Consider the following 16,446-nt stretch of genomic DNA (forward strand, 5'->3'; position numbering starts at 1 on the left):
CCGCGGCTCACATGTGGTTGACTTCATCGGGGAGCCGATAGAACGTCGGGTGCCGATAGATCTTGTCGGCCATCGGGTCGAAGAGCATCGGCTTGTCGTCAGGTTCGCTGGCGGTGATGGCGGCCGATGGCACAACCCAGATCGAGACGCCTTCCTGCCGGCGCGTATACACATCGCGCGCCATCTGCAGCGCCTGCTTGGCGTCCACCGCGTGCAGGCTGCCGCAGTGCTTGTGCTCCAGACCCTGCTTGCTGCGGATGAACACTTCCCACAGCGGCCATTCGTGTTGATGCATGGTGGGCTCCTTCCGGTTCAGGCAGCTTGTTGGTTGGCGGTGGCGCGTTCGGCCCGCTTGCGCGCGTAGGCAAGCGCGGCCTCGCGCACCCATTCGCCTTCTTCGTGTGCACGCTTGCGGGTGGCAAGGCGCTCGCGGTTGCACGGGCCGTGGCCGTCCAGCACACGCTTGAACTCAGACCAATCGAGCGGTGAGAAATCGTAGTGGCCGCGCGCTTCGTTCCACGTGAGGCCGGGGTCGGGCAGCGTCACGCCCAGCACGCGCGCCTGCTCGACGGTGGCATCGACAAAGCGTTGCCGCAGATCGTCGTTCGAGATGCGCTTGATGCCCCAGGCCATGGTCTGCGCGCTGTTGGGCGATGCAGTATCGGGCGGCCCGAACATCATCAGCACCGGAAACCACCAGCGGTTGACGGATTCCTGGACCATGTCGCGCTGCGCCTGCGTGCCGCCCATCATCGTCAGCAAAGATTCATAGCCCTGGCGCTGGTGAAATGACTCTTCCTTGCAGATGCGGATCATGGCGCGCGCATACGGGCCGTATGAGCAACGGCACAGCGGCACCTGATTCATGATCGCTGCGCCATCGACCAGCCAGCCGATCACGCCCACGTCTGCCCAGGAGAGCGTCGGGTAATTGAAGATCGACGAATACTTCGCGCGACCTTCGTGCAGCGCATCGATCATCTCGTCGCGCGAGCTACCAAGCGTTTCTGCGGCGGAATAGAGATAGAGGCCATGGCCCGCTTCATCCTGCACCTTGGCCAGGAGGATGGCCTTGCGCTTGAGCGACGGCGCGCGGCTGATCCAGTTGCCCTCGGGCAGCATACCCACCACCTCGGAATGCGCGTGCTGCGAAATCTGCCGCAGCAAAGTCTTGCGGTAAGGCGCAGGCATCCAGTCTTGCGGCTCGATCTTGTGGTCGGCGCCGATGCGTGCGTCAAAGCGCGCCTGCAAATCGGCTTCGCCTTGGGAGGCAGCGGCCAGCTCCTGCTCCGTGGGCAGACCGCCGGGCTGGTCGAGGCTTTGGGTGTACATGCGATCCTCCGGCCGCTTTCTGGGCATGTGCACGGCACGTCATGTGCGCCGTGTTTTGGATGGATCGATTATAAACCGTCCGACCGGTCGGTCAATAACGGGTTTCACCGCATGCCTCGTTTGAGACATGCGGTGAAACCGGCGTCCTCTTTGCCCTTCTCGGACTTAGATTGGCGCTGCAGACGACGCTTCCCCCTGCGCCGCCCCATGCGTGCGGGTGCGCACAAACACCCCTGCCAACACAGAAGCAAGCAGGGCTGCAACAGCGCCCAACAGGAACGCGAGGTGGTAGCCGCCATTGAGCGCGGTCGTGGCATCGGCGCCTGCCGCGGTCAAACCTTCGGTGCGTGCAGCGGCCAAGCTTGCCAGGATGGCCAAGCCTAACGCACCGCCCATCATGAACGACGTGTTGACCACGCCCGACGCCAGGCCCGACTCATCCGGCGCCACATCACTCATGGCCGCCAGCAGCACCGGATTGAATGCCACACCGGCGCCCAGGCCCAGCAACAGCATGCCGGGCAGCACGTCGAGCACAAAGCTGCCGCCGGCAGGCGCGCGCGCAAACAGCACCAGCCCCACAGCTGCCACCAGCAAACCCAACGACAGCGGCGCGCGAATGCCAAAGCGCATCACCAGCTTGGCCGACAAGCCCAGCGAGAACACCGCCATGATGATGTTGGCCGGCAGGAAGGCCAGCCCCACCTGCATGGCGCTGTAATCAAGCACGCGCTGCATGTACAGCGCCGAAATGAAGAACCACGCGAACATCGCCGCCGCCCACAACACGCCCACCAAGTTGGCCGTGGCCACGTTGCGCAGCGCGAACATGTGCAGCGGCATCAACGGATGCGACACGCGCGATTCAATGATCAGGAACGCGATCATCAGCGCAATGGCAATGCCCAGCTGCGTCAGCGTTTGCGTGGATGTCCAACCGGCTTCGTTGCCATGCACGACCGCATACACCGCCAGCATCAGCGACGCGGTCACGGCAATCGCGCCCGCCACGTCCAGCTTCGTGCGATCGGCCAACGGCTTGCCCGCAGGCAACAACGCCACGCACGCGGCATACACCGCCACGCCAATCGGTAGATTAACCAGGAAGATCCAGTGCCAGCTCAGCGTGCTCGTCAGCAAGCCACCGAGCAACACGCCGATGCTGCCGCCCCCCGCACACACAAAACCGTAGATCCCCATCGCCTTGGCGCGATCCGCCGGCGAGGTGAACAGGTTCATGATCAGCGACAGCGACACCGCCGACACCACTGCACCGCCCAGCCCCTGCACGGCGCGCGCCGTGATCAGCAGCCCTTGCGAATTCGCCAGCCCGCATGCAGCCGAAGCCAGCGTGAACAACGTCAGCCCCAGCAGGAACAGCTTGCGATGTCCGAACAGGTCTCCCAGCCTGCCACCCAGCAGCAGGCAGCCGCCAAAGGTCAGCATGTAGGCGTTGACGACCCACACGAGCGAGGTTTCGGTAAAGCCCAGGTCTGCCTGGATGGACGGCAGCGCAACGTTCACGATGGTCGTATCCAGCACGATCATCAGCACGCCCAGACAGAGCACGATGAGGGCAAGCCAGCGCTTGCGTTCGTCGATGCCATGCGTCATGGAATCACTCCTATGATTGGCCGCTGCGCCTGAATGTCGATCAGGATTGCGCAGCCGATTTAAGGTGGGCGAGACCGGCTTCAAAGTCCTTGCCGATCATCGCGTCCATACTGAAGAACAGGCCCATCACCTTGGAGATGAACGGGCTCGGGCCATACATGGCCCAGGTGACGTGCGTCACATCGCCGGCAGGCTTGAGCGTGAATTCCGCAGTGTTGTGCGCCGCGAAGGGCTTCAGGAAATCCAGCTGAATCTGGATGCGGCTGGGCGACGTTGAATCGACGATCTCCATGCGCCCGGCCCCCACTTCCCGCGAGCCATCCCACGCATAGTTCGCGCCTTTGCCACTCGCGGGGCTGCCATAGGTGCGCTTCATTGCGGGGTCACGCTTTTCCCACGGAGACCAAGTCGTCCAGTGGTGAAAATCGTTGATCAGGGCGAACACTTCTTCGGGCGGTGCCTTGATGTCGATCTCGCGCTGCACTTTGAAGGTATCCGGGCGCGCGGCGGCAAAACCCAGCACAGCAGCAATCGCGACGACGATGACGATCGCAATGATCTTCAGCATGAAGAGCGCTCCAACAGATGGGGACAGCAGGTGAAGGGACGCCTTTGCGCAAGCCGTGCAAAGGGTCGCGGCCAGAACAGCCGGTCGTCGCCAAGGGGGTGGTTTCGTTGATATTAGTAAGGCGCCGATGATCGCGCAGCCTGGCACCGGACCGTGGCCCTGCGCCAAGGCAGGCGCCCTACGATTTTTCGTAGAACGGCCACCGAGCGGCGGCCGTTTTCACACGCACCGCAATTACATCGGCTTGGGCGCGATCACCATCCACGTGATGCCGAAGCGGTCGGTCACCATGCCAAACGCGTTGGCAAAAAACGTTTCGGACATCGGCATCGTGACGTGACCGCCATCGCCGAGTGCCTTGAATGTCCGTTCGGCAGTGGCGTTGTCGGACACGCTCACGGACAACCCGAAACCTTTGAAATCCGTCTTGCCGCCGGCCATGCCGTCGGACGCCAGAATCTGGGTTTCGCCCACGCGGAAGGCGGCGTGCATCACCTTGTCGAGCGGGGGCGCCATGCCGCCGCATTGCTCGGCAGTGGGCTGTGCGTCCTTGGGCGCATCCTTGTAGTGCATCACCACATCGACCTTGGCACCAAGCGTCTTCTTGTAGAACTCCAGCGCTTCTTCACAACGACCTTCGAAGAACAGATACGGTTGAACTTGCATCACAACTCCTTGGGGTGGACTTGGGGGACTGCAAAGCCGCGCATTGCGCCACGCGGTCGGGGGAAAACCTCGCTCAGCCGCACGCCGGTTCAGTCACCGGCATCGGCACTGAGGCATGCTCGTGTACGACTTGCCAACGGCCATCGCGCTTGCGGAAACACACGGTAGCGCGCGTCTGCGCATCGTGCTTCGCACCGTCCCGATAGCGCGCACGCAAGCGATTCACGCTGAAGCAATAGGCCAGATCGCCACTCACCTCAAGGTGCAGCTCGGTGAATTGGAAATCGGCCTGACCCTCAAGCGCATCGAACCAGCTTTGCCAGTTGCGGCGGTATGCGTCGACGCCTTTGACGAACAACGGCGGCATCACATCGAAGACCACCACATCGTGTGCGTAATGACGCATGACGGCGTCGACATCCTTGGCGCGGACGGCGGCAGCCCACTCGTTAATCAACGTACGTAGTTGGGCCTCGTCGTCCGCTGCGGTAGTGGCAATCGTCATGTTGGCCTCCAAACATCTGTTGCACGAAAGGCTTGGAAATTTGCGTCACAGCGCCTAGGGTTTAATTGTGAACACTGTCCACAAAAGATAGCAGACATAATGGACGGTGTCCACATAGAACTTGCGGAGTTGCATTGCATGACCCAGGAACCGCCCCGACCACCCGTGCGCACCACGTATCGCCATGGCGACTTGCGACGTGCGCTGCTTGACGCCGGCATTGAACTGGCGCGCGCCGGCGGGCCCGACGCCATCGTGCTGCGCGAAGCCACGCGCCGCGCGGGCGTGGTGCCAAATGCCGCCTACCGGCACTTCGCGGGGCGACAGGACTTGCTACAAGCCGTGCGGGCAGAGGCATTGGCGGCGTTGGCGCGCGCCATGGAAGCGGAGTTGGATGCCATCGACCCGACGTGGCCAGAAGATGCGCGCGCACGTGCGTCGCTACGCGCCATCGGCGTGGGTTATCTACGGTTTGCGCAGACGGAGACCGGCCTCTTCCGCACAGCCTTTGCGGTGCCCGATGAAGTAGAAAACGACGCGGACCCTGCCAAGGCCGGCAATAGTGGCCTGAACCCGTTCCAGTTGCTAAGCCTGGCGCTCGACCGGATGACCGCTGCCGGCGTACTGCCGTCCGAACGCCGTCCGGGCGCCGAATACCTCGCATGGTCGGCGGTGCATGGGCTGGCCCTGCTCATCATTGATGGGCCGTTGCGCGGGCGCCCGCCTGAGCAGACCGGCGCCATTGCATTGCGTGTGGTGGAAATGGTGGAAAACGGCCTGTAGAGACAGCTGGACAGAGGGCCGATGGAATATTGTCTGCACCCGAAGTGTTTACCATCAGCACAAGCCACACACCGGAGAACCACCATGCAGATGCGACCAGGCAGATGGATCAGCGCCGCCGCGCTCGTGCTGAGCGCATGCGCGGCGCTTTCGCCGATCCAGACGGCCCAAAAGATGATCGGCCAGCCCGAAAGTGCCGTACGCGAGACGTTTGGCACGCCCACCGAGACGTATCAGTTGGCAGGCGGCACGCACCGCTGGATCTATTCCAAGCAGCCGATGGGGCACGAAGTCTATGCCGCAGACTTTGACGCGGGCGGCAAGCTCACCAACTTCCGGCAGATGCTGACTGAAAAGGAAATCTACGAAGCGCGGCCCGGCGTCTGGACCAAGCATGATGTGGCGGAGCGCTTTGGCATGCCGCGCGAACCGACGCAATACTACCCGCTGATGAAGCGGGAGGCGTGGTCATACCGGATGTACATCGTCGGGCATCAACAGGCGCACTTCAACGCCCTCTTCGACGACAACGGTGTGCTCGATCGCACCATGATCGTCGTCGACCCGCTTGGCGGCGATCACCAAAGCCGCAAGTGATAAAAAGCCCGGGCGGCGCATTGCACGTCGCCCGGGCTCCAGGGTTTAGCCCAGCGCAGAAGCGATGGCCTGCGCGAGTTCGTTCGCTTCAAACTTTGCAACGTAGCCGTTGGCGCCAACGCGGCGCACGTGGTCTTCGTTGGCGGAGCCCGACAGCGACGAGTGAATCACCACCGGAATCGACTGGAATGCCGGCTCGGTTTTGATCTTGCGCGTGAGCGTGAACCCGTCCATCTCGGGCATTTCCAGATCGGTCAGCACCAGCGCGATCTTGTCGCGCACAGTCTTGCCTTCGCGTGCGGCATCGCGTGCGATGTTCTGCAGCGTGTCCCACGCTTCCTGGCCGCTCTTGGTCATCACGTACGGTGTGCCCATCGCTTCCAGACCGTTGGCGATCAGCGAGCGTGCAAGGCCCGAATCATCCGCCACCAGCAGCTTGGCACCCGGGGGCAGCTTGATCGGACGCTCGCCATTGTCGGGCGCCAGATCGGTACGGCGGGTCGGGAACACATCCACCAGAATCTGCTCGACGTCGATCACCTGGGCCAGGCGCGAGTTGTCGGCGTTGCCATCCAGGCGCGCCAGGCTGGTGATATTGCTGCTGCCCACGCTCGCCTCGGCCGGAAAGATCTGGCTCCATTCCAGGCGCACGATCTCGTCCACTTCCTCCACCGCAAAGCCTTGGGTGGAGCGCGCGTATTCGGTAATCAGCAGGATGTTGGCATTGCCGTTCTTGGTGCCGATCACACTGGCGAGGTCAATCACGGGAATGATCTGGCCGCGCACATTGACCGCGCCCAGGATATGGGCGCCGGCATCCGCCACATGCGTCACAGGCGGCATGACCATGATCTCGCGCACCTTGAACACGTTAATGCCGAACATCTCGCGCTGATTGGAGCGCGCAGATTCGCCCAGGCGGAACAGCAACAGTTCAAAACGGTTGTTGTTTGTCAGATTGGTCCGTTCATCAACTTCGTGCTGCGACATTGTCTTCCCCCGTTCAAGCACACGTTATGTGGCGGTAAACGGCACGGCGTTTGGCAACTTGAAGGGGTTTTGCGAATGTGAAGGCCGAGCCCTGCCAGCGTGGGGAAACACAAGCCTAGGCAACCTTCACATGGGCGACCAGGAAATCCAGAAACGCCCGCACGCGCGCCGGCAGATGCGCCCCGTGACCGACATAGACGGCGTGGATGTCCTCGGTCTCGCCCGGGTTGTAATCCTCCAGGACGGGGACTAGACGGCCCGCATCCAAGTCAGCGCGCACCTGAAACTCGGCCAGACGCGCCAAACCCAGACCGGCGACCGCCACGGCGCGCAGCGCCTCGCCATCGCTGATCTGCGTGTTGCCGTGTGGGGTGAATTCGGTGCGGCGCCCGCGCTTGATAAAGGGCCAGGCACTGATGGCGCGAACGTAGCTGAACGCCAGGCAGTTGTGGTTTGCCAAATCAGCCGGCGTGCGCGGCATGCCGGCGCGCGCCAGATAGGCAGGCGACGCCACCACCATCAAGCGCGTCTGCCCCAGCTTGCGCGCCACCAGCCGAGAACTCTTTAGCGGACCACTGCGCAGGGCAACATCGGTGCGGTCTTCCAGCAGATCGACCACGCGATCCGTGAGCGCAATGTCGAGCGACACCTCCGGATGGCACGTCAGAAACGCCGGCACGATCGGCAGCAGTAAATGCGTGCCGACAGGCACATTGGAATTGATGCGCAAGCGCCCTGCTGGCTGCGCCCCGGCAGAAGCCTCGCGCTCGGCCTCGTCCAGATCGGCCAGTACCGTCACGCTGCGCTCATAGAACGCCATGCCCTCGGGCGTGAGCTGAAAGCGCCGCGTGGAGCGGTTCACCAGCCTCGCGCCCAGCCGGGCTTCCAACCGTGCCACCAGTTTGCTCACCGCCGACGGCGTCATGCGGCAAGCACGCGCCGCAGCGGAGAGGCCGCCCTCTTCCACGACCCGCACGAAGACTTCCATCTCGCCAAAGCGATTGACATCAAGCCGCGACATTGTGATTTCAATTCATAGATGTTGTGCTTGCCGGCAGTCTATCGCACAGATCCGACCGTTCTCATACTGGTGGCCATTGCCATTGCTGCTTCGGGCTCAACCCAACACCAACATGACTGCACAGAATAAAGTCGCGCTCGTCGTGGGCGCACAGGGCGTGATCGGCCACAACCTGATCGAGCACCTCGCCACATTGCACGACTGGCGCATCGTGGGCCTGTCGCGCCGCGGCGGAGCATCGACGCAGCGCATCACGCACATCGCCGTCGACCTGCTCGACGCAGCCGACACGCGCATCAAGCTCGGCGCACTTGGCGACGTCACGCACCTCTTCTACGCCGCCTATCAGGACCGCCCGACCTGGGCTGAGCTGGTGCCGCCCAACCTCGCCATGCTGACCAACGTGGTCGACGCCATGGAAGCCGCATCGCCCCAGCTCGCGCACATCAGCCTGATGCAGGGCTACAAGGTCTACGGCGGTCACCTCGGGCCATTCAAAACCCCGGCGCGCGAAACCGATGCGCATTTCATGCCGCCCGAATTCATGTTCGACCAGCAGACCTTTCTGGAAGCGCGCCAGGTGGGCAAGGCGTGGACATGGTCGGCCATCCGCCCGTCGGTGGTGGGCGGCTTTGCGCTGGGCAATCCGATGAACCTTGCCGTGGCCATCGCCGTGTACGCGTCGCTATCGAAAGAACTGGGCCTGCCGCTGCGCTTTCCCGGCAAACCCGGCGCATACGACCACCTGCTGGAAATGACCGATGCCGGCCTGCTTGCCCGCGCCACCGTGTGGGCCGCCACCGACCCGCGCTGCGCCAACCAGGCCTTCAACATCAACAACGGAGACCTATTCCGCTGGAGCGAAATGTGGCCGAAGATCGCCGGCTACTTTGCGATGGAAGTCGCCCCGCCGCTGCCCTTGTCGCTCGACATCGTCATGGCCGACAAGGCGCCACTCTGGCAAAGCATGATCGCCAAGCATGGTTTGGCGAACACGCCCTACCGCGATGTGTCTTCGTGGCGCTTTGCCGATTTCGTCTTCTCATGGGACTACGACATGTTCGGTGACGGCTCCAAGGCGCGCCGCTTTGGTTTTCACGAATACGTGGAGACGGAAGCGATGTTCATGCGCATCTTCGACGACTTGCGCCAGCGCAGAATCATTCCGGGGTAGAGCGTCCGGATGCCTCCGCCCGAGTAGCGCACTGGCCGATCCGGCTAGGGGGATGTCCCGACTCGGGTTTCCTCAGGAAGGGTCGATATAGTGAAGGCGGGACGGTAGCTCATGGGTCGAGCGGCGACGGTTTACCGACGCAGGCAGGCAGGTTCAAATCCTGTACGTCCCACCAAATTGATGTTCGTTGTGGATCAACGAAATTGTGCTGTTAGGCATAAAGTGGCCATCTGGACAGGTTATGGTTGTTTAGTCGTTTAACGGCCGCTCCTGGCCGATAACGGTCGGTGATGACGTTACCTGCGCCAGCGACCACGCTGCGGCGCCACGACGTCAGCGCATGGAAGCAAACGCATAAACGAACACGCCCACGACGAACATGATCGCGGACCAGAAAAACCACGTCGGGACACGTGGCCCCCTAACCGGCGGAGTGTTCACGCTCTCCAGCACCTTGGCCTTGGTTGCGGAGTTCCGAGAGAAGAAGACCGCCCAAGTCACAACGACGCTCGCAAGCAGAAAAAGCGCACCGACAGCCAGATTGCTGACGACATAGGTGTAAAACGAGCCTTCGTTCGCACCCCCGCGCATGGCGACGTATGCCTCGGCGTTCTTTGGCCGGAGGAGGACTGTGCCTTCAGTCCATGTGCTCCAACCATTAAGAAGCAGACCGATGGCCACAAGGTAGAAGCCGGCTAGTTTCACGTACGTGCGAAGAGTCGGCTGCGCCGTGTTCCCGGTCTGCATAGCGTGAATAGAGGGTTCGATTGGAGTCGAAATATTGCCAGAATCGCAGAGCTACTGCGCCTCTTCGAGCACGCTTCGAAGCTGCTCCAATCTCCGCGCCGTCAGGTAGCTGATAAGAGAATCGCGATCTACGCGTGGGCTTCTAAGGGTCTCGATGAACTCAACCCACGCACCCCTATATTGGATCCAGGCACGCTGCGCTTCAGCAACGTCGACCTTTGTGATCGTCGTATCTCCGATTCTGTCTGAGGAGTCGGCGCGAATCGCTTTGGACAACATGACTTCGTGCAATACTTGGTCCATCTGCAGATCGAGCTCTCTGACTCTTGTCGGGTCGGCCCTCTCTAGCGTGCCACCCGCAACCTTCCCAAGAAGGCTCACAAAAGCGTCGTACTCATCGGCACTAGCTTGAATGGCAAGGGCGGCACGGGCAGTGCCCGTCATGTCGGTCTCACGGTCGCCACGCCGCTGAGCAAACGCAGACAACGCAGTCTGCAACTGCTCGAACGCGCCACGCTCGCGCTTATTCAATTTTTGCGAAAATTTCGCAAGAACTTTGGTTCGATTTTGAGCACGCCGTCGATCTTCAATACGCGCGCAATAGCCGGCCATGAACCCGCTTGTTGCATCGTCGCAAATATCGAACTCTGCGCCGTCGCTTTTACCATCCATCATCGACAGGTGAAGAACCCGCGACTGTTCCTCGGCAGCCGCCCCACCGAGAAGACAGGCATATCGCACCGCAATCGCTGGGCTCCTTTTTACACCGTAGCCATTTGCGTAAAGCATCATCAACACGCCTACCTCGTCTTGAGCGAAGGCGCAAGCTCTGACGCGCGCCCAGTCGGCATCAGTACGATGAGGAAGGTGCTTTGTGTCGTAGTAGAGGTCGTCCGGCACGCAGATAGCGGCTGACTGCCGCTCTGCGTCGGAAGGCAGATCCTGCGCAGGCGGGACCGCATCCTTCGATGCCATGCAGGCTCGATACCATGCGGACTGCGTGTCGACCAGGTCTGCCGGCATGGATTCTGTGTTGGGGTAGCTGGGCGCGGCAGTTGCCGCTTGCCAGACATACAACAGCATTGCAAGCAGGAGCGAGGATCTCATCGATTGGGCGCGATTGCGGCTCGGATTGCACAGGCAAGCTCCAGCTCTGTGCTTTCCGCCCTCTTTAATGGTTGGATGCAAACGCCAGCCCCCTCGACCGCACGTTCGCGCGCCTGAAGATAGCCGGCATTGTGCTTACTGCAGCAGACGTTGAATGTCGCCTTGCCGTATGGGAAATTTCTTGAAGTCGCCGTAGTCTTCAAAGAACCATACACATTTGCCAGCCGTTTCATCGGTACCACGCGCAAGGCATACCTCGGCTTCGCGAGAATACCAACCCTGCTTTCCATCCTCGATCGTGATGCGCGTGACCGACGGATTACCGAAGCAACTTGACCCAAATACCACGCGCTCAAGCAACGGCTCACCGTTTCTCTGGAGACTCAGGAAGATCTCTGGTGCAGCCCCACACATTCCCCGTTCACTCCAGCCAGTTTGAGTAGCGATGATCGTGTACTTCGAGTCGGGCAATGAGCATTCGTAGGAGAGTTTGCTTGGCGAAAAAAATCCATGGCGAGCCAACACGTCGGGACGAACCGTGCCGTGTTCAGTCAACGCGGAGATCGCCGGGTTGTGTATCCCTCGATACTCGACGTCTAAGAATTGCGCATCCGGGATGCATGAAATGCGCACGAAATCAACGGTATAGTCGGCCCACACTGGACTAGCGAGCACCGAGAGCAGCAGCGCGACGAGTGGAAACCACTTGTGCATTTGAGGCTGCCGACGATCAGTGTGCTTGAGGGTCATGAAGAAAACTTGTTGCCTTGGGTTCGCAGCAGATCCATCTCCATCGCCCTCTTCGAGGGAACACCGGTCAGTATCGGACCATTGTCGGAAACGTATCACTGACTCGCGACCATTTCTAGCAGCGCGAGGAAGGGTGTCAGGTACGGGCGACCGTATTGAATCGAATCGGATGTCGACTCATGGCCGAGAGCGTTCGCTTATCGCACTAACTATGACGAGCCGTTCCCTCCTTGCGAGGGGCACAAATAACGCCCAGCCCTCGGATAGCATCGCAACATCGTATCAATAGTGCGAGGAGCGGCGTGACGCTCCGATCTCGATAACAAGAATGGACAGCAAGCCCGAGCAGAAAGAGCCTTTCGATTATTCGAAGCTCATCCTTTTGGGCACAGCCGCAGGAGTCCTAGCGCTCGCCTATATTGACCTCTACGCCGGGGTGATCCCATTTCTCGGCCCCGCGCTTGTGGTCCTTGCCCCCAACATCTTCCTTGTGGGCGTAGCCCTGATGCTTGCTGGTCTCATGTGGTTGGTCACTGACCGGTGGCTGATCATTACGCCTTTGGCATTGGCCCTGACCCTGGCCATCGGATTGAACACGCGCATTCCAGAGGCGTGGGCCGACGCGAACCGCGCATGGTCGTCGATGCATGTGGCGCGGACGTACACCGGTACGGTCGGGCAACCTTTGATCATTGACTCGAAGCCGCCCTTAATCGAGGGCCGTCAATGGGGCTACGGCACCGTGAGGATCAACTGCGTCATCGAGCAGTGCTTCCAGTCGGAGGGCTTCCGAACGATCATTCCTGGTATCGAAAATGAGTACTGGCAGGAATCGGTCCAAGAGGTTGCGCTAAACGCAGGATTTACAGCGGCAGCTCAAAACGAAAGAGCGCCAAGGCTGGTGGTCCGATCCGAACAAAAGGATGGCTTGCTGCTCGTTCACATCAAGCTGTCGGACTCGGATGGCAGTGAGCTGGCGACCGGGACCGCCACCTACCGCAACGGCTTCAAAGCGGAGCCGCGAGACGGCAATTGGACACCTAAGCCGCCACCTAGAAACCTAGCCTTGCAGTTTCTTCTTCACGGAAACTTGGTAAGCCAGAAGGTGGGTGACTGGGTCGGACACACGGCTGCCTACCCTTTGCGCACTTTCTTGCAGCAGGCCACCGAACTGAGCGAACCCCAAAATGGCACCCCCGTTGTTGCCGAGCAGGACATTCTGCGTTCGGAGCACTTCGATCCGCCAAAGGCCTTCCGACAAGGGGCAGAGCCAAGTGAATCGACTCCCAAATTTTGGGATGAGCGTAGGGAGAAGCGTTGCCGTGAGCTGCTCCAGCCCGAGTTCTTCGGCGCACGCGCTAGCGCATGGTCTGTGTTCACGACAGACCCAACGCGGCGGCACAAGATTCGGCCAGCACCACTGCTGATCTGCGACGACGCTGCCATCTGGAATTTCGACTACGGCGCAATGCCCGGCCACGTAGTTGTGTCCAAGTACGACTCAGAAGGAAACCTCAAATACAGAATAGCGATCGCGCGGCCCGCAAGCGACGCCATGGTTCGCCTGCCCTCTTTCCATGCCGAAGAGCGAACTCTGGACTTCGAATGGTGGAGTGGCAGCCATTCCGGATCAAACTACAACGTCACGTCGGTCACTCGCGTGAGAGTCAGGGAGCCGGCGTGAGAGCAAGAGAAGATGGCCGACAAATCAATATCTCTCGATGAAATCGAAGCAGAATGTTCCGTGACCTTGCTCACCGCATCGCGTCCGTCGCTACGGAAGATGTTGGGCTGACCACTCGGTGTCGGGTCGCCCGCCTCGCCCTTACCCAGCGCTTGTAGCTGCTCCTGAATGTCCTTGGGCAGCGCCGCCAAGAATCGGAACGCACCAAACAAGCTGCTCTTAGTCTCCCATCACACCAGGGCGGACCGTCTTGTCGTCAAGTTATGGGCACAAAAAAGGCCGCTCCGATTTGCCGGAGCGGCCTCTTTGCTTGTTTCTGGCTCTGCCCTTAACTGAACCGCATTCGGCTGGAGGGCCGATTTTGTGCTGCCTGTGGCAGCGTCCAACGATCAGCCTGCAGCCAGGCTGCCGTTTTCCACGTGCACGCGGTCACCCACTTGGAAGCCCGGTGCGGCCTTATACGTGAAGGTCCGGGTCGCGCCGTTGTCCATGCGTACGCTGACGTTGTAGGACGTGTCGCGGTGGTAGTAGTTTTCAGCTTCATGGCCTGCGTAGCCGCCACCCACCGCGCCGGCGACGGTCGCCAGCGTGCGGCCATTGCCCTTGCCGACTTGATTGCCCAGAAGGCCACCCACCACTGCGCCGCCGATCATGCCCAGACCGGTTTCGTTGCCTTGCTGCGTGGCGATCGGAGTGACGGCGGTCACCTGACCGGCATATGGACTCGCCGCCGGGCGCGGTTGCGCATAGTCGGCGTTAGACGACGGGTTATGTTCCGCATACGACGGGGCCGGACGATGCACCGCATGGTGTACCGCGCCCGGCTGTGCCAGATAGGCCGGGGCCGCTTGGTTCGGCATTGCCGTCTGGCCGGGAGCCGCAAGTGCCGGCGGTGCGGAGGCCGGTTGCGCGGCGACGTTCGCCTCGGTGCTGCCATGCATAGCCTTCGAGGTGGGCAGCACGCCCGTCATGGCGGCCACCCCCGTGACGCTCGCGATGATCACAGCGACGGCAGCGGCGGCCATCAGCGGATGCATGCGGCGCGACTGTGGCATATGGCCCATCGACGTGCCGGCGTAGTGTTGACCTTGGACGTTCGGTTGCTCGTTGTTCATCTTCGTTCTCCCGTGACCATTGCATGTGGTCTGTTGATGGAGAAAGTTTGGTCGATCGGCCGAGTGGATACCGTTTTAATTTGTAAGGATCTGTAGGGCTCTGTTCCACTTACAAATCAATGGGTTGAGCACCTTCGGTGCGAGGCGTGGCAACCTGACGATGTTACAAATGGTGGGGGAGGCTCGCGGTTTGCGTCCGCGCTGCGCACAAAAGACGGTTCATCGCTGGTTTCCCGGGAAGCCCCCAAGACCTCAGGAACGGGCCGAATTTGGCCGAAAGATGTCCCGACTGATAGTTAGAGCTCTGGCGCCGGGCGCCAACCGACTTAGCTCGGAAATGGCGCGTTGACACAGAACGCAAGAAAAATCTCGACAACCTGGTTCGCCATGAACCACTCGTCGGACCGTATCGGAAGGTTGCCGGCTCCGAAGACCAGAATGGTTCCATCTGGGCCGGCGGCGCTAGACTTGGGTCGCATCTCCGGGCCCGCCTGACAGCCGCCCTCACCATCGTCCGTTCCTGGCCGAACACAGCCGTTGGAACATGTCGCATATCCTGCTGCCTTTCTGCGATATCTGCCCTGCCTGAACATACGAAATGCTCGCGCGACACAAAGCAATTCTGGGCCTGTCCCTGCTGTTCCTTTTGTTGTTGTCTATCTACCCGGCGTTCTTGTTTGCGCGCGATTGCTACGCTCCATCCCTGTTTCCAAGGTTCTATATCGCCTTGGCCGGAGGGGTGATTGTCGCAACGCTGTTCGCCGTACTCGATTTCCCAAAGTCGGACACCTCGTCAAAACGCAGGATCGACCCAGTGGGGCAATTTATTTGCTTTGCGCTGTTCGGCGCCTTCACGACGTGGACCTGGGCGACTACAATTCCCCGCTTCACTGCAGATCGCGTTGTCACCGCCCAAGCCGCATTTGAGAAAGTCCGAGGCGCAAAAAGCTGCCATACCGCCGTCCAGTTTGTCGACCCGGGCGGCGCCGGCACGATCAAGACGTGCGCTTCCCTGTGGAACCTACCTTCTCTGCCGGAGCACGGCACGATCAGCGTTACCGAAAAGGTGAGCACGCTCGGGGTCTACCTGGTCAAAATCGACCTCGTCACTCCGCAAGTTCCAACAGAACGCCAATAAGCATGCCTCTGGAAACCGTCCGCTTCGATCGCGTCTTCGGCATTACCAAGACCTCGCAGAACCGCATGCCAGTGACGCTGTTCGGCTTCCAAAGCGGCGACCACATTGAGTATTCCGCCGCCGCGCCCGGCGAGCCTCGCATCGAGGCCGGCATGACAGTGACCGCCTATTTGAGGGAGCCCGGAAACTGGCAGACGCTGGTAGCGTGGCGCGACCACGGCAGCGGCGACATCATCTGCGAGTCAGAAGTGGGATGGCTGCTGTGTCTGATCGGCCTTGCCGCGCTCTGCTTTTTCGTGCCGCGATTGTGGCACCAGCCAGTCACGCTGATGCTCACCGCATCGGTGCCCATTGCCCTATTCGGATCGGGCGTCCATAACATCCGATTCCTACGATCTGTGCGGCGCCATTTGGTGGCCAATGCCGACACTAGGCCGCTTCGCTAAAACGTCGACTACTTCAAGGCCCAATACCAGTTGCCCCCATAGTCTCGCTCCACGGTCTCAAGTGACTGGAAAGTGAACATGAGACGTCGGACGATGTCATCGGGACACCCGCGTGCCTGAAACACTGCCTGGAACTCGCTTAAGAGTGTTTCGGTCATTCTCAGCAGGTCACGCTCCGCGTCTGTCTTTGTTTTTACCAAGAACCATGG

18 protein-coding genes and 1 pseudogene are annotated in these 16,446 nt (G+C 60.9%); 6 read left to right on the forward strand and 13 right to left on the reverse strand.

What is annotated here, in order from left to right:
• Positions 1–7: 7 nt before the first annotated feature.
• From paaB to BG83_RS0124995, 6 genes are all read right to left on the reverse strand, one after another.
• Complete coding sequence (gene paaB, locus BG83_RS0124970) at positions 8–295, reverse strand: 1,2-phenylacetyl-CoA epoxidase subunit PaaB (protein ID WP_004635034.1); 288 nt, start codon at positions 293–295, stop codon at positions 8–10.
• Between the two features lie 17 nt (positions 296–312).
• Positions 313–1,332 (reverse strand): 1,2-phenylacetyl-CoA epoxidase subunit PaaA, encoded by a 1,020-nt coding sequence (gene paaA / locus BG83_RS0124975; protein WP_024979318.1) that lies wholly within the window; start codon positions 1,330–1,332, stop codon positions 313–315.
• A 165-nt stretch (positions 1,333–1,497) separates the two neighbouring features.
• Entirely contained in the window at positions 1,498–2,946 is a 1,449-nt protein-coding gene (locus BG83_RS0124980) for a DHA2 family efflux MFS transporter permease subunit (RefSeq protein WP_024979319.1), read from the reverse strand.
• Positions 2,947–2,986: 40 nt separating this feature from the next.
• Positions 2,987–3,514, reverse strand: coding sequence for an SRPBCC family protein (locus BG83_RS0124985; RefSeq protein ID WP_024979320.1), 528 nt, complete (start codon positions 3,512–3,514; stop codon positions 2,987–2,989).
• Between the two features lie 234 nt (positions 3,515–3,748).
• Positions 3,749–4,180: a VOC family protein gene (locus BG83_RS0124990; RefSeq protein ID WP_024979321.1), complete on the reverse strand. Its 432-nt coding sequence runs from the start codon at positions 4,178–4,180 to the stop codon at positions 3,749–3,751.
• A gap of 73 nt (positions 4,181–4,253) precedes the next feature.
• Positions 4,254–4,685 (reverse strand): YybH family protein, encoded by a 432-nt coding sequence (locus BG83_RS0124995; protein WP_024979322.1) that lies wholly within the window; start codon positions 4,683–4,685, stop codon positions 4,254–4,256.
• Between the two features lie 138 nt (positions 4,686–4,823).
• On the opposite strand from BG83_RS0124995, the gene BG83_RS0125000 reads away from it, so the two are divergent.
• Positions 4,824–5,468 (forward strand): TetR/AcrR family transcriptional regulator, encoded by a 645-nt coding sequence (locus tag BG83_RS0125000; RefSeq protein WP_024979323.1) that lies wholly within the window; start codon positions 4,824–4,826, stop codon positions 5,466–5,468.
• A gap of 84 nt (positions 5,469–5,552) precedes the next feature.
• Entirely contained in the window at positions 5,553–6,065 is a 513-nt protein-coding gene (locus BG83_RS0125005; RefSeq protein ID WP_024979324.1) for a membrane protein, read from the forward strand.
• A gap of 45 nt (positions 6,066–6,110) precedes the next feature.
• Here BG83_RS0125005 and BG83_RS0125010 read toward each other — a convergent pair whose 3' ends face one another.
• Together BG83_RS0125010 and BG83_RS0125015 are read right to left on the reverse strand one after the other, a co-directional pair.
• Positions 6,111–7,055, reverse strand: coding sequence for a chemotaxis protein (locus BG83_RS0125010; RefSeq protein ID WP_024979325.1), 945 nt, complete (start codon positions 7,053–7,055; stop codon positions 6,111–6,113).
• A gap of 115 nt (positions 7,056–7,170) precedes the next feature.
• Positions 7,171–8,076, reverse strand: a complete 906-nt coding sequence (locus BG83_RS0125015; RefSeq protein WP_024979326.1) for a LysR family transcriptional regulator — start codon at positions 8,074–8,076, stop codon at positions 7,171–7,173.
• A gap of 112 nt (positions 8,077–8,188) precedes the next feature.
• Here BG83_RS0125015 and BG83_RS0125020 point away from each other — a divergent pair, with 112 nt between their 5' ends.
• Positions 8,189–9,250: an SDR family oxidoreductase gene (locus tag BG83_RS0125020; RefSeq protein ID WP_024979327.1), complete on the forward strand. Its 1,062-nt coding sequence runs from the start codon at positions 8,189–8,191 to the stop codon at positions 9,248–9,250.
• A 333-nt stretch (positions 9,251–9,583) separates the two neighbouring features.
• On the opposite strand, the gene BG83_RS0125030 is transcribed toward BG83_RS0125020, so the two are convergent.
• The 3 genes from BG83_RS0125030 to BG83_RS0125040 all read right to left on the reverse strand — a co-directional run bounded on the left by BG83_RS0125030 (position 9,584) and on the right by BG83_RS0125040 (position 11,854).
• Positions 9,584–9,955 carry a hypothetical protein gene (locus tag BG83_RS0125030; RefSeq protein WP_152543760.1) on the reverse strand — a complete coding sequence of 124 codons (372 nt, stop codon included), beginning with the start codon at positions 9,953–9,955 and terminating at the stop codon, positions 9,584–9,586.
• Between the two features lie 93 nt (positions 9,956–10,048).
• Complete coding sequence (locus BG83_RS29040; protein WP_235193278.1) at positions 10,049–10,972, reverse strand: hypothetical protein; 924 nt, start codon at positions 10,970–10,972, stop codon at positions 10,049–10,051.
• Between the two features lie 267 nt (positions 10,973–11,239).
• Positions 11,240–11,854 carry a hypothetical protein gene (locus BG83_RS0125040; RefSeq protein ID WP_235193279.1) on the reverse strand — a complete coding sequence of 205 codons (615 nt, stop codon included), beginning with the start codon at positions 11,852–11,854 and terminating at the stop codon, positions 11,240–11,242.
• A 328-nt stretch (positions 11,855–12,182) separates the two neighbouring features.
• Here BG83_RS0125040 and BG83_RS0125045 point away from each other — a divergent pair, with 328 nt between their 5' ends.
• Positions 12,183–13,538, forward strand: coding sequence for a hypothetical protein (locus BG83_RS0125045; RefSeq protein WP_024979331.1), 1,356 nt, complete (start codon positions 12,183–12,185; stop codon positions 13,536–13,538).
• A gap of 389 nt (positions 13,539–13,927) precedes the next feature.
• Here the strand turns inward: BG83_RS0125045 and BG83_RS0125050 are convergent, their stop codons facing one another.
• A complete protein-coding gene (locus BG83_RS0125050; protein WP_024979332.1) occupies positions 13,928–14,653 on the reverse strand; it encodes a glycine zipper 2TM domain-containing protein in 726 nt (241 codons plus the stop codon).
• A gap of 598 nt (positions 14,654–15,251) precedes the next feature.
• On the opposite strand from BG83_RS0125050, the gene BG83_RS0125055 reads away from it, so the two are divergent.
• Both BG83_RS0125055 and BG83_RS0125060 read left to right on the forward strand, forming a co-directional pair.
• Positions 15,252–15,791 carry a hypothetical protein gene (locus BG83_RS0125055; protein ID WP_024979333.1) on the forward strand — a complete coding sequence of 180 codons (540 nt, stop codon included), beginning with the start codon at positions 15,252–15,254 and terminating at the stop codon, positions 15,789–15,791.
• Between the two features lie 2 nt (positions 15,792–15,793).
• The gene (locus BG83_RS0125060) at positions 15,794–16,237 is read left to right on the forward strand and encodes a hypothetical protein (RefSeq protein WP_024979334.1); all 444 of its coding nucleotides are present in this window, start codon (positions 15,794–15,796) and stop codon (positions 16,235–16,237) included.
• An 8-nt stretch (positions 16,238–16,245) separates the two neighbouring features.
• Here the strand turns inward: BG83_RS0125060 and BG83_RS29950 are convergent.
• Positions 16,246–16,446 (reverse strand): annotated as a pseudogene (locus BG83_RS29950) (hypothetical protein); the annotation flags it as partial.

Source organism: Ralstonia pickettii (genome assembly GCF_000607165.1).
GTDB classification, from domain to species: domain Bacteria; phylum Pseudomonadota; class Gammaproteobacteria; order Burkholderiales; family Burkholderiaceae; genus Ralstonia; species Ralstonia holmesii.

What these genes read in the sequence shown, in the direction of transcription:
- BG83_RS0124995 (WP_024979322.1), bottom strand. Translation starts at nt 4,685, where the DNA reads ATGACGATTGCCACTACCGCAGCGGACGACGAGGCCCAACTACGTACG.
- BG83_RS0125040 (WP_235193279.1), bottom strand. Translation starts at nt 11,854, where the DNA reads ATGACCCTCAAGCACACTGATCGTCGGCAGCCTCAAATGCACAAGTGG.
- paaB (WP_004635034.1), bottom strand. Translation starts at nt 295, where the DNA reads ATGCATCAACACGAATGGCCGCTGTGGGAAGTGTTCATCCGCAGCAAG.
- BG83_RS0125055 (WP_024979333.1), top strand. Translation starts at nt 15,252, where the DNA reads ATGCTCGCGCGACACAAAGCAATTCTGGGCCTGTCCCTGCTGTTCCTT.
- BG83_RS0124980 (WP_024979319.1), bottom strand. Translation starts at nt 2,946, where the DNA reads ATGACGCATGGCATCGACGAACGCAAGCGCTGGCTTGCCCTCATCGTG.
- paaA (WP_024979318.1), bottom strand. Translation starts at nt 1,332, where the DNA reads ATGTACACCCAAAGCCTCGACCAGCCCGGCGGTCTGCCCACGGAGCAG.
- BG83_RS0125060 (WP_024979334.1), top strand. Translation starts at nt 15,794, where the DNA reads ATGCCTCTGGAAACCGTCCGCTTCGATCGCGTCTTCGGCATTACCAAG.
- BG83_RS0125010 (WP_024979325.1), bottom strand. Translation starts at nt 7,055, where the DNA reads ATGTCGCAGCACGAAGTTGATGAACGGACCAATCTGACAAACAACAAC.
- BG83_RS0125020 (WP_024979327.1), top strand. Translation starts at nt 8,189, where the DNA reads ATGACTGCACAGAATAAAGTCGCGCTCGTCGTGGGCGCACAGGGCGTG.
- BG83_RS0125005 (WP_024979324.1), top strand. Translation starts at nt 5,553, where the DNA reads ATGCAGATGCGACCAGGCAGATGGATCAGCGCCGCCGCGCTCGTGCTG.
- BG83_RS0125000 (WP_024979323.1), top strand. Translation starts at nt 4,824, where the DNA reads ATGACCCAGGAACCGCCCCGACCACCCGTGCGCACCACGTATCGCCAT.
- BG83_RS0125015 (WP_024979326.1), bottom strand. Translation starts at nt 8,076, where the DNA reads ATGTCGCGGCTTGATGTCAATCGCTTTGGCGAGATGGAAGTCTTCGTG.
- BG83_RS0124985 (WP_024979320.1), bottom strand. Translation starts at nt 3,514, where the DNA reads ATGCTGAAGATCATTGCGATCGTCATCGTCGTCGCGATTGCTGCTGTG.
- BG83_RS0124990 (WP_024979321.1), bottom strand. Translation starts at nt 4,180, where the DNA reads ATGCAAGTTCAACCGTATCTGTTCTTCGAAGGTCGTTGTGAAGAAGCG.
- BG83_RS0125045 (WP_024979331.1), top strand. Translation starts at nt 12,183, where the DNA reads ATGGACAGCAAGCCCGAGCAGAAAGAGCCTTTCGATTATTCGAAGCTC.
- BG83_RS0125050 (WP_024979332.1), bottom strand. Translation starts at nt 14,653, where the DNA reads ATGAACAACGAGCAACCGAACGTCCAAGGTCAACACTACGCCGGCACG.
- BG83_RS29040 (WP_235193278.1), bottom strand. Translation starts at nt 10,972, where the DNA reads ATGGCATCGAAGGATGCGGTCCCGCCTGCGCAGGATCTGCCTTCCGAC.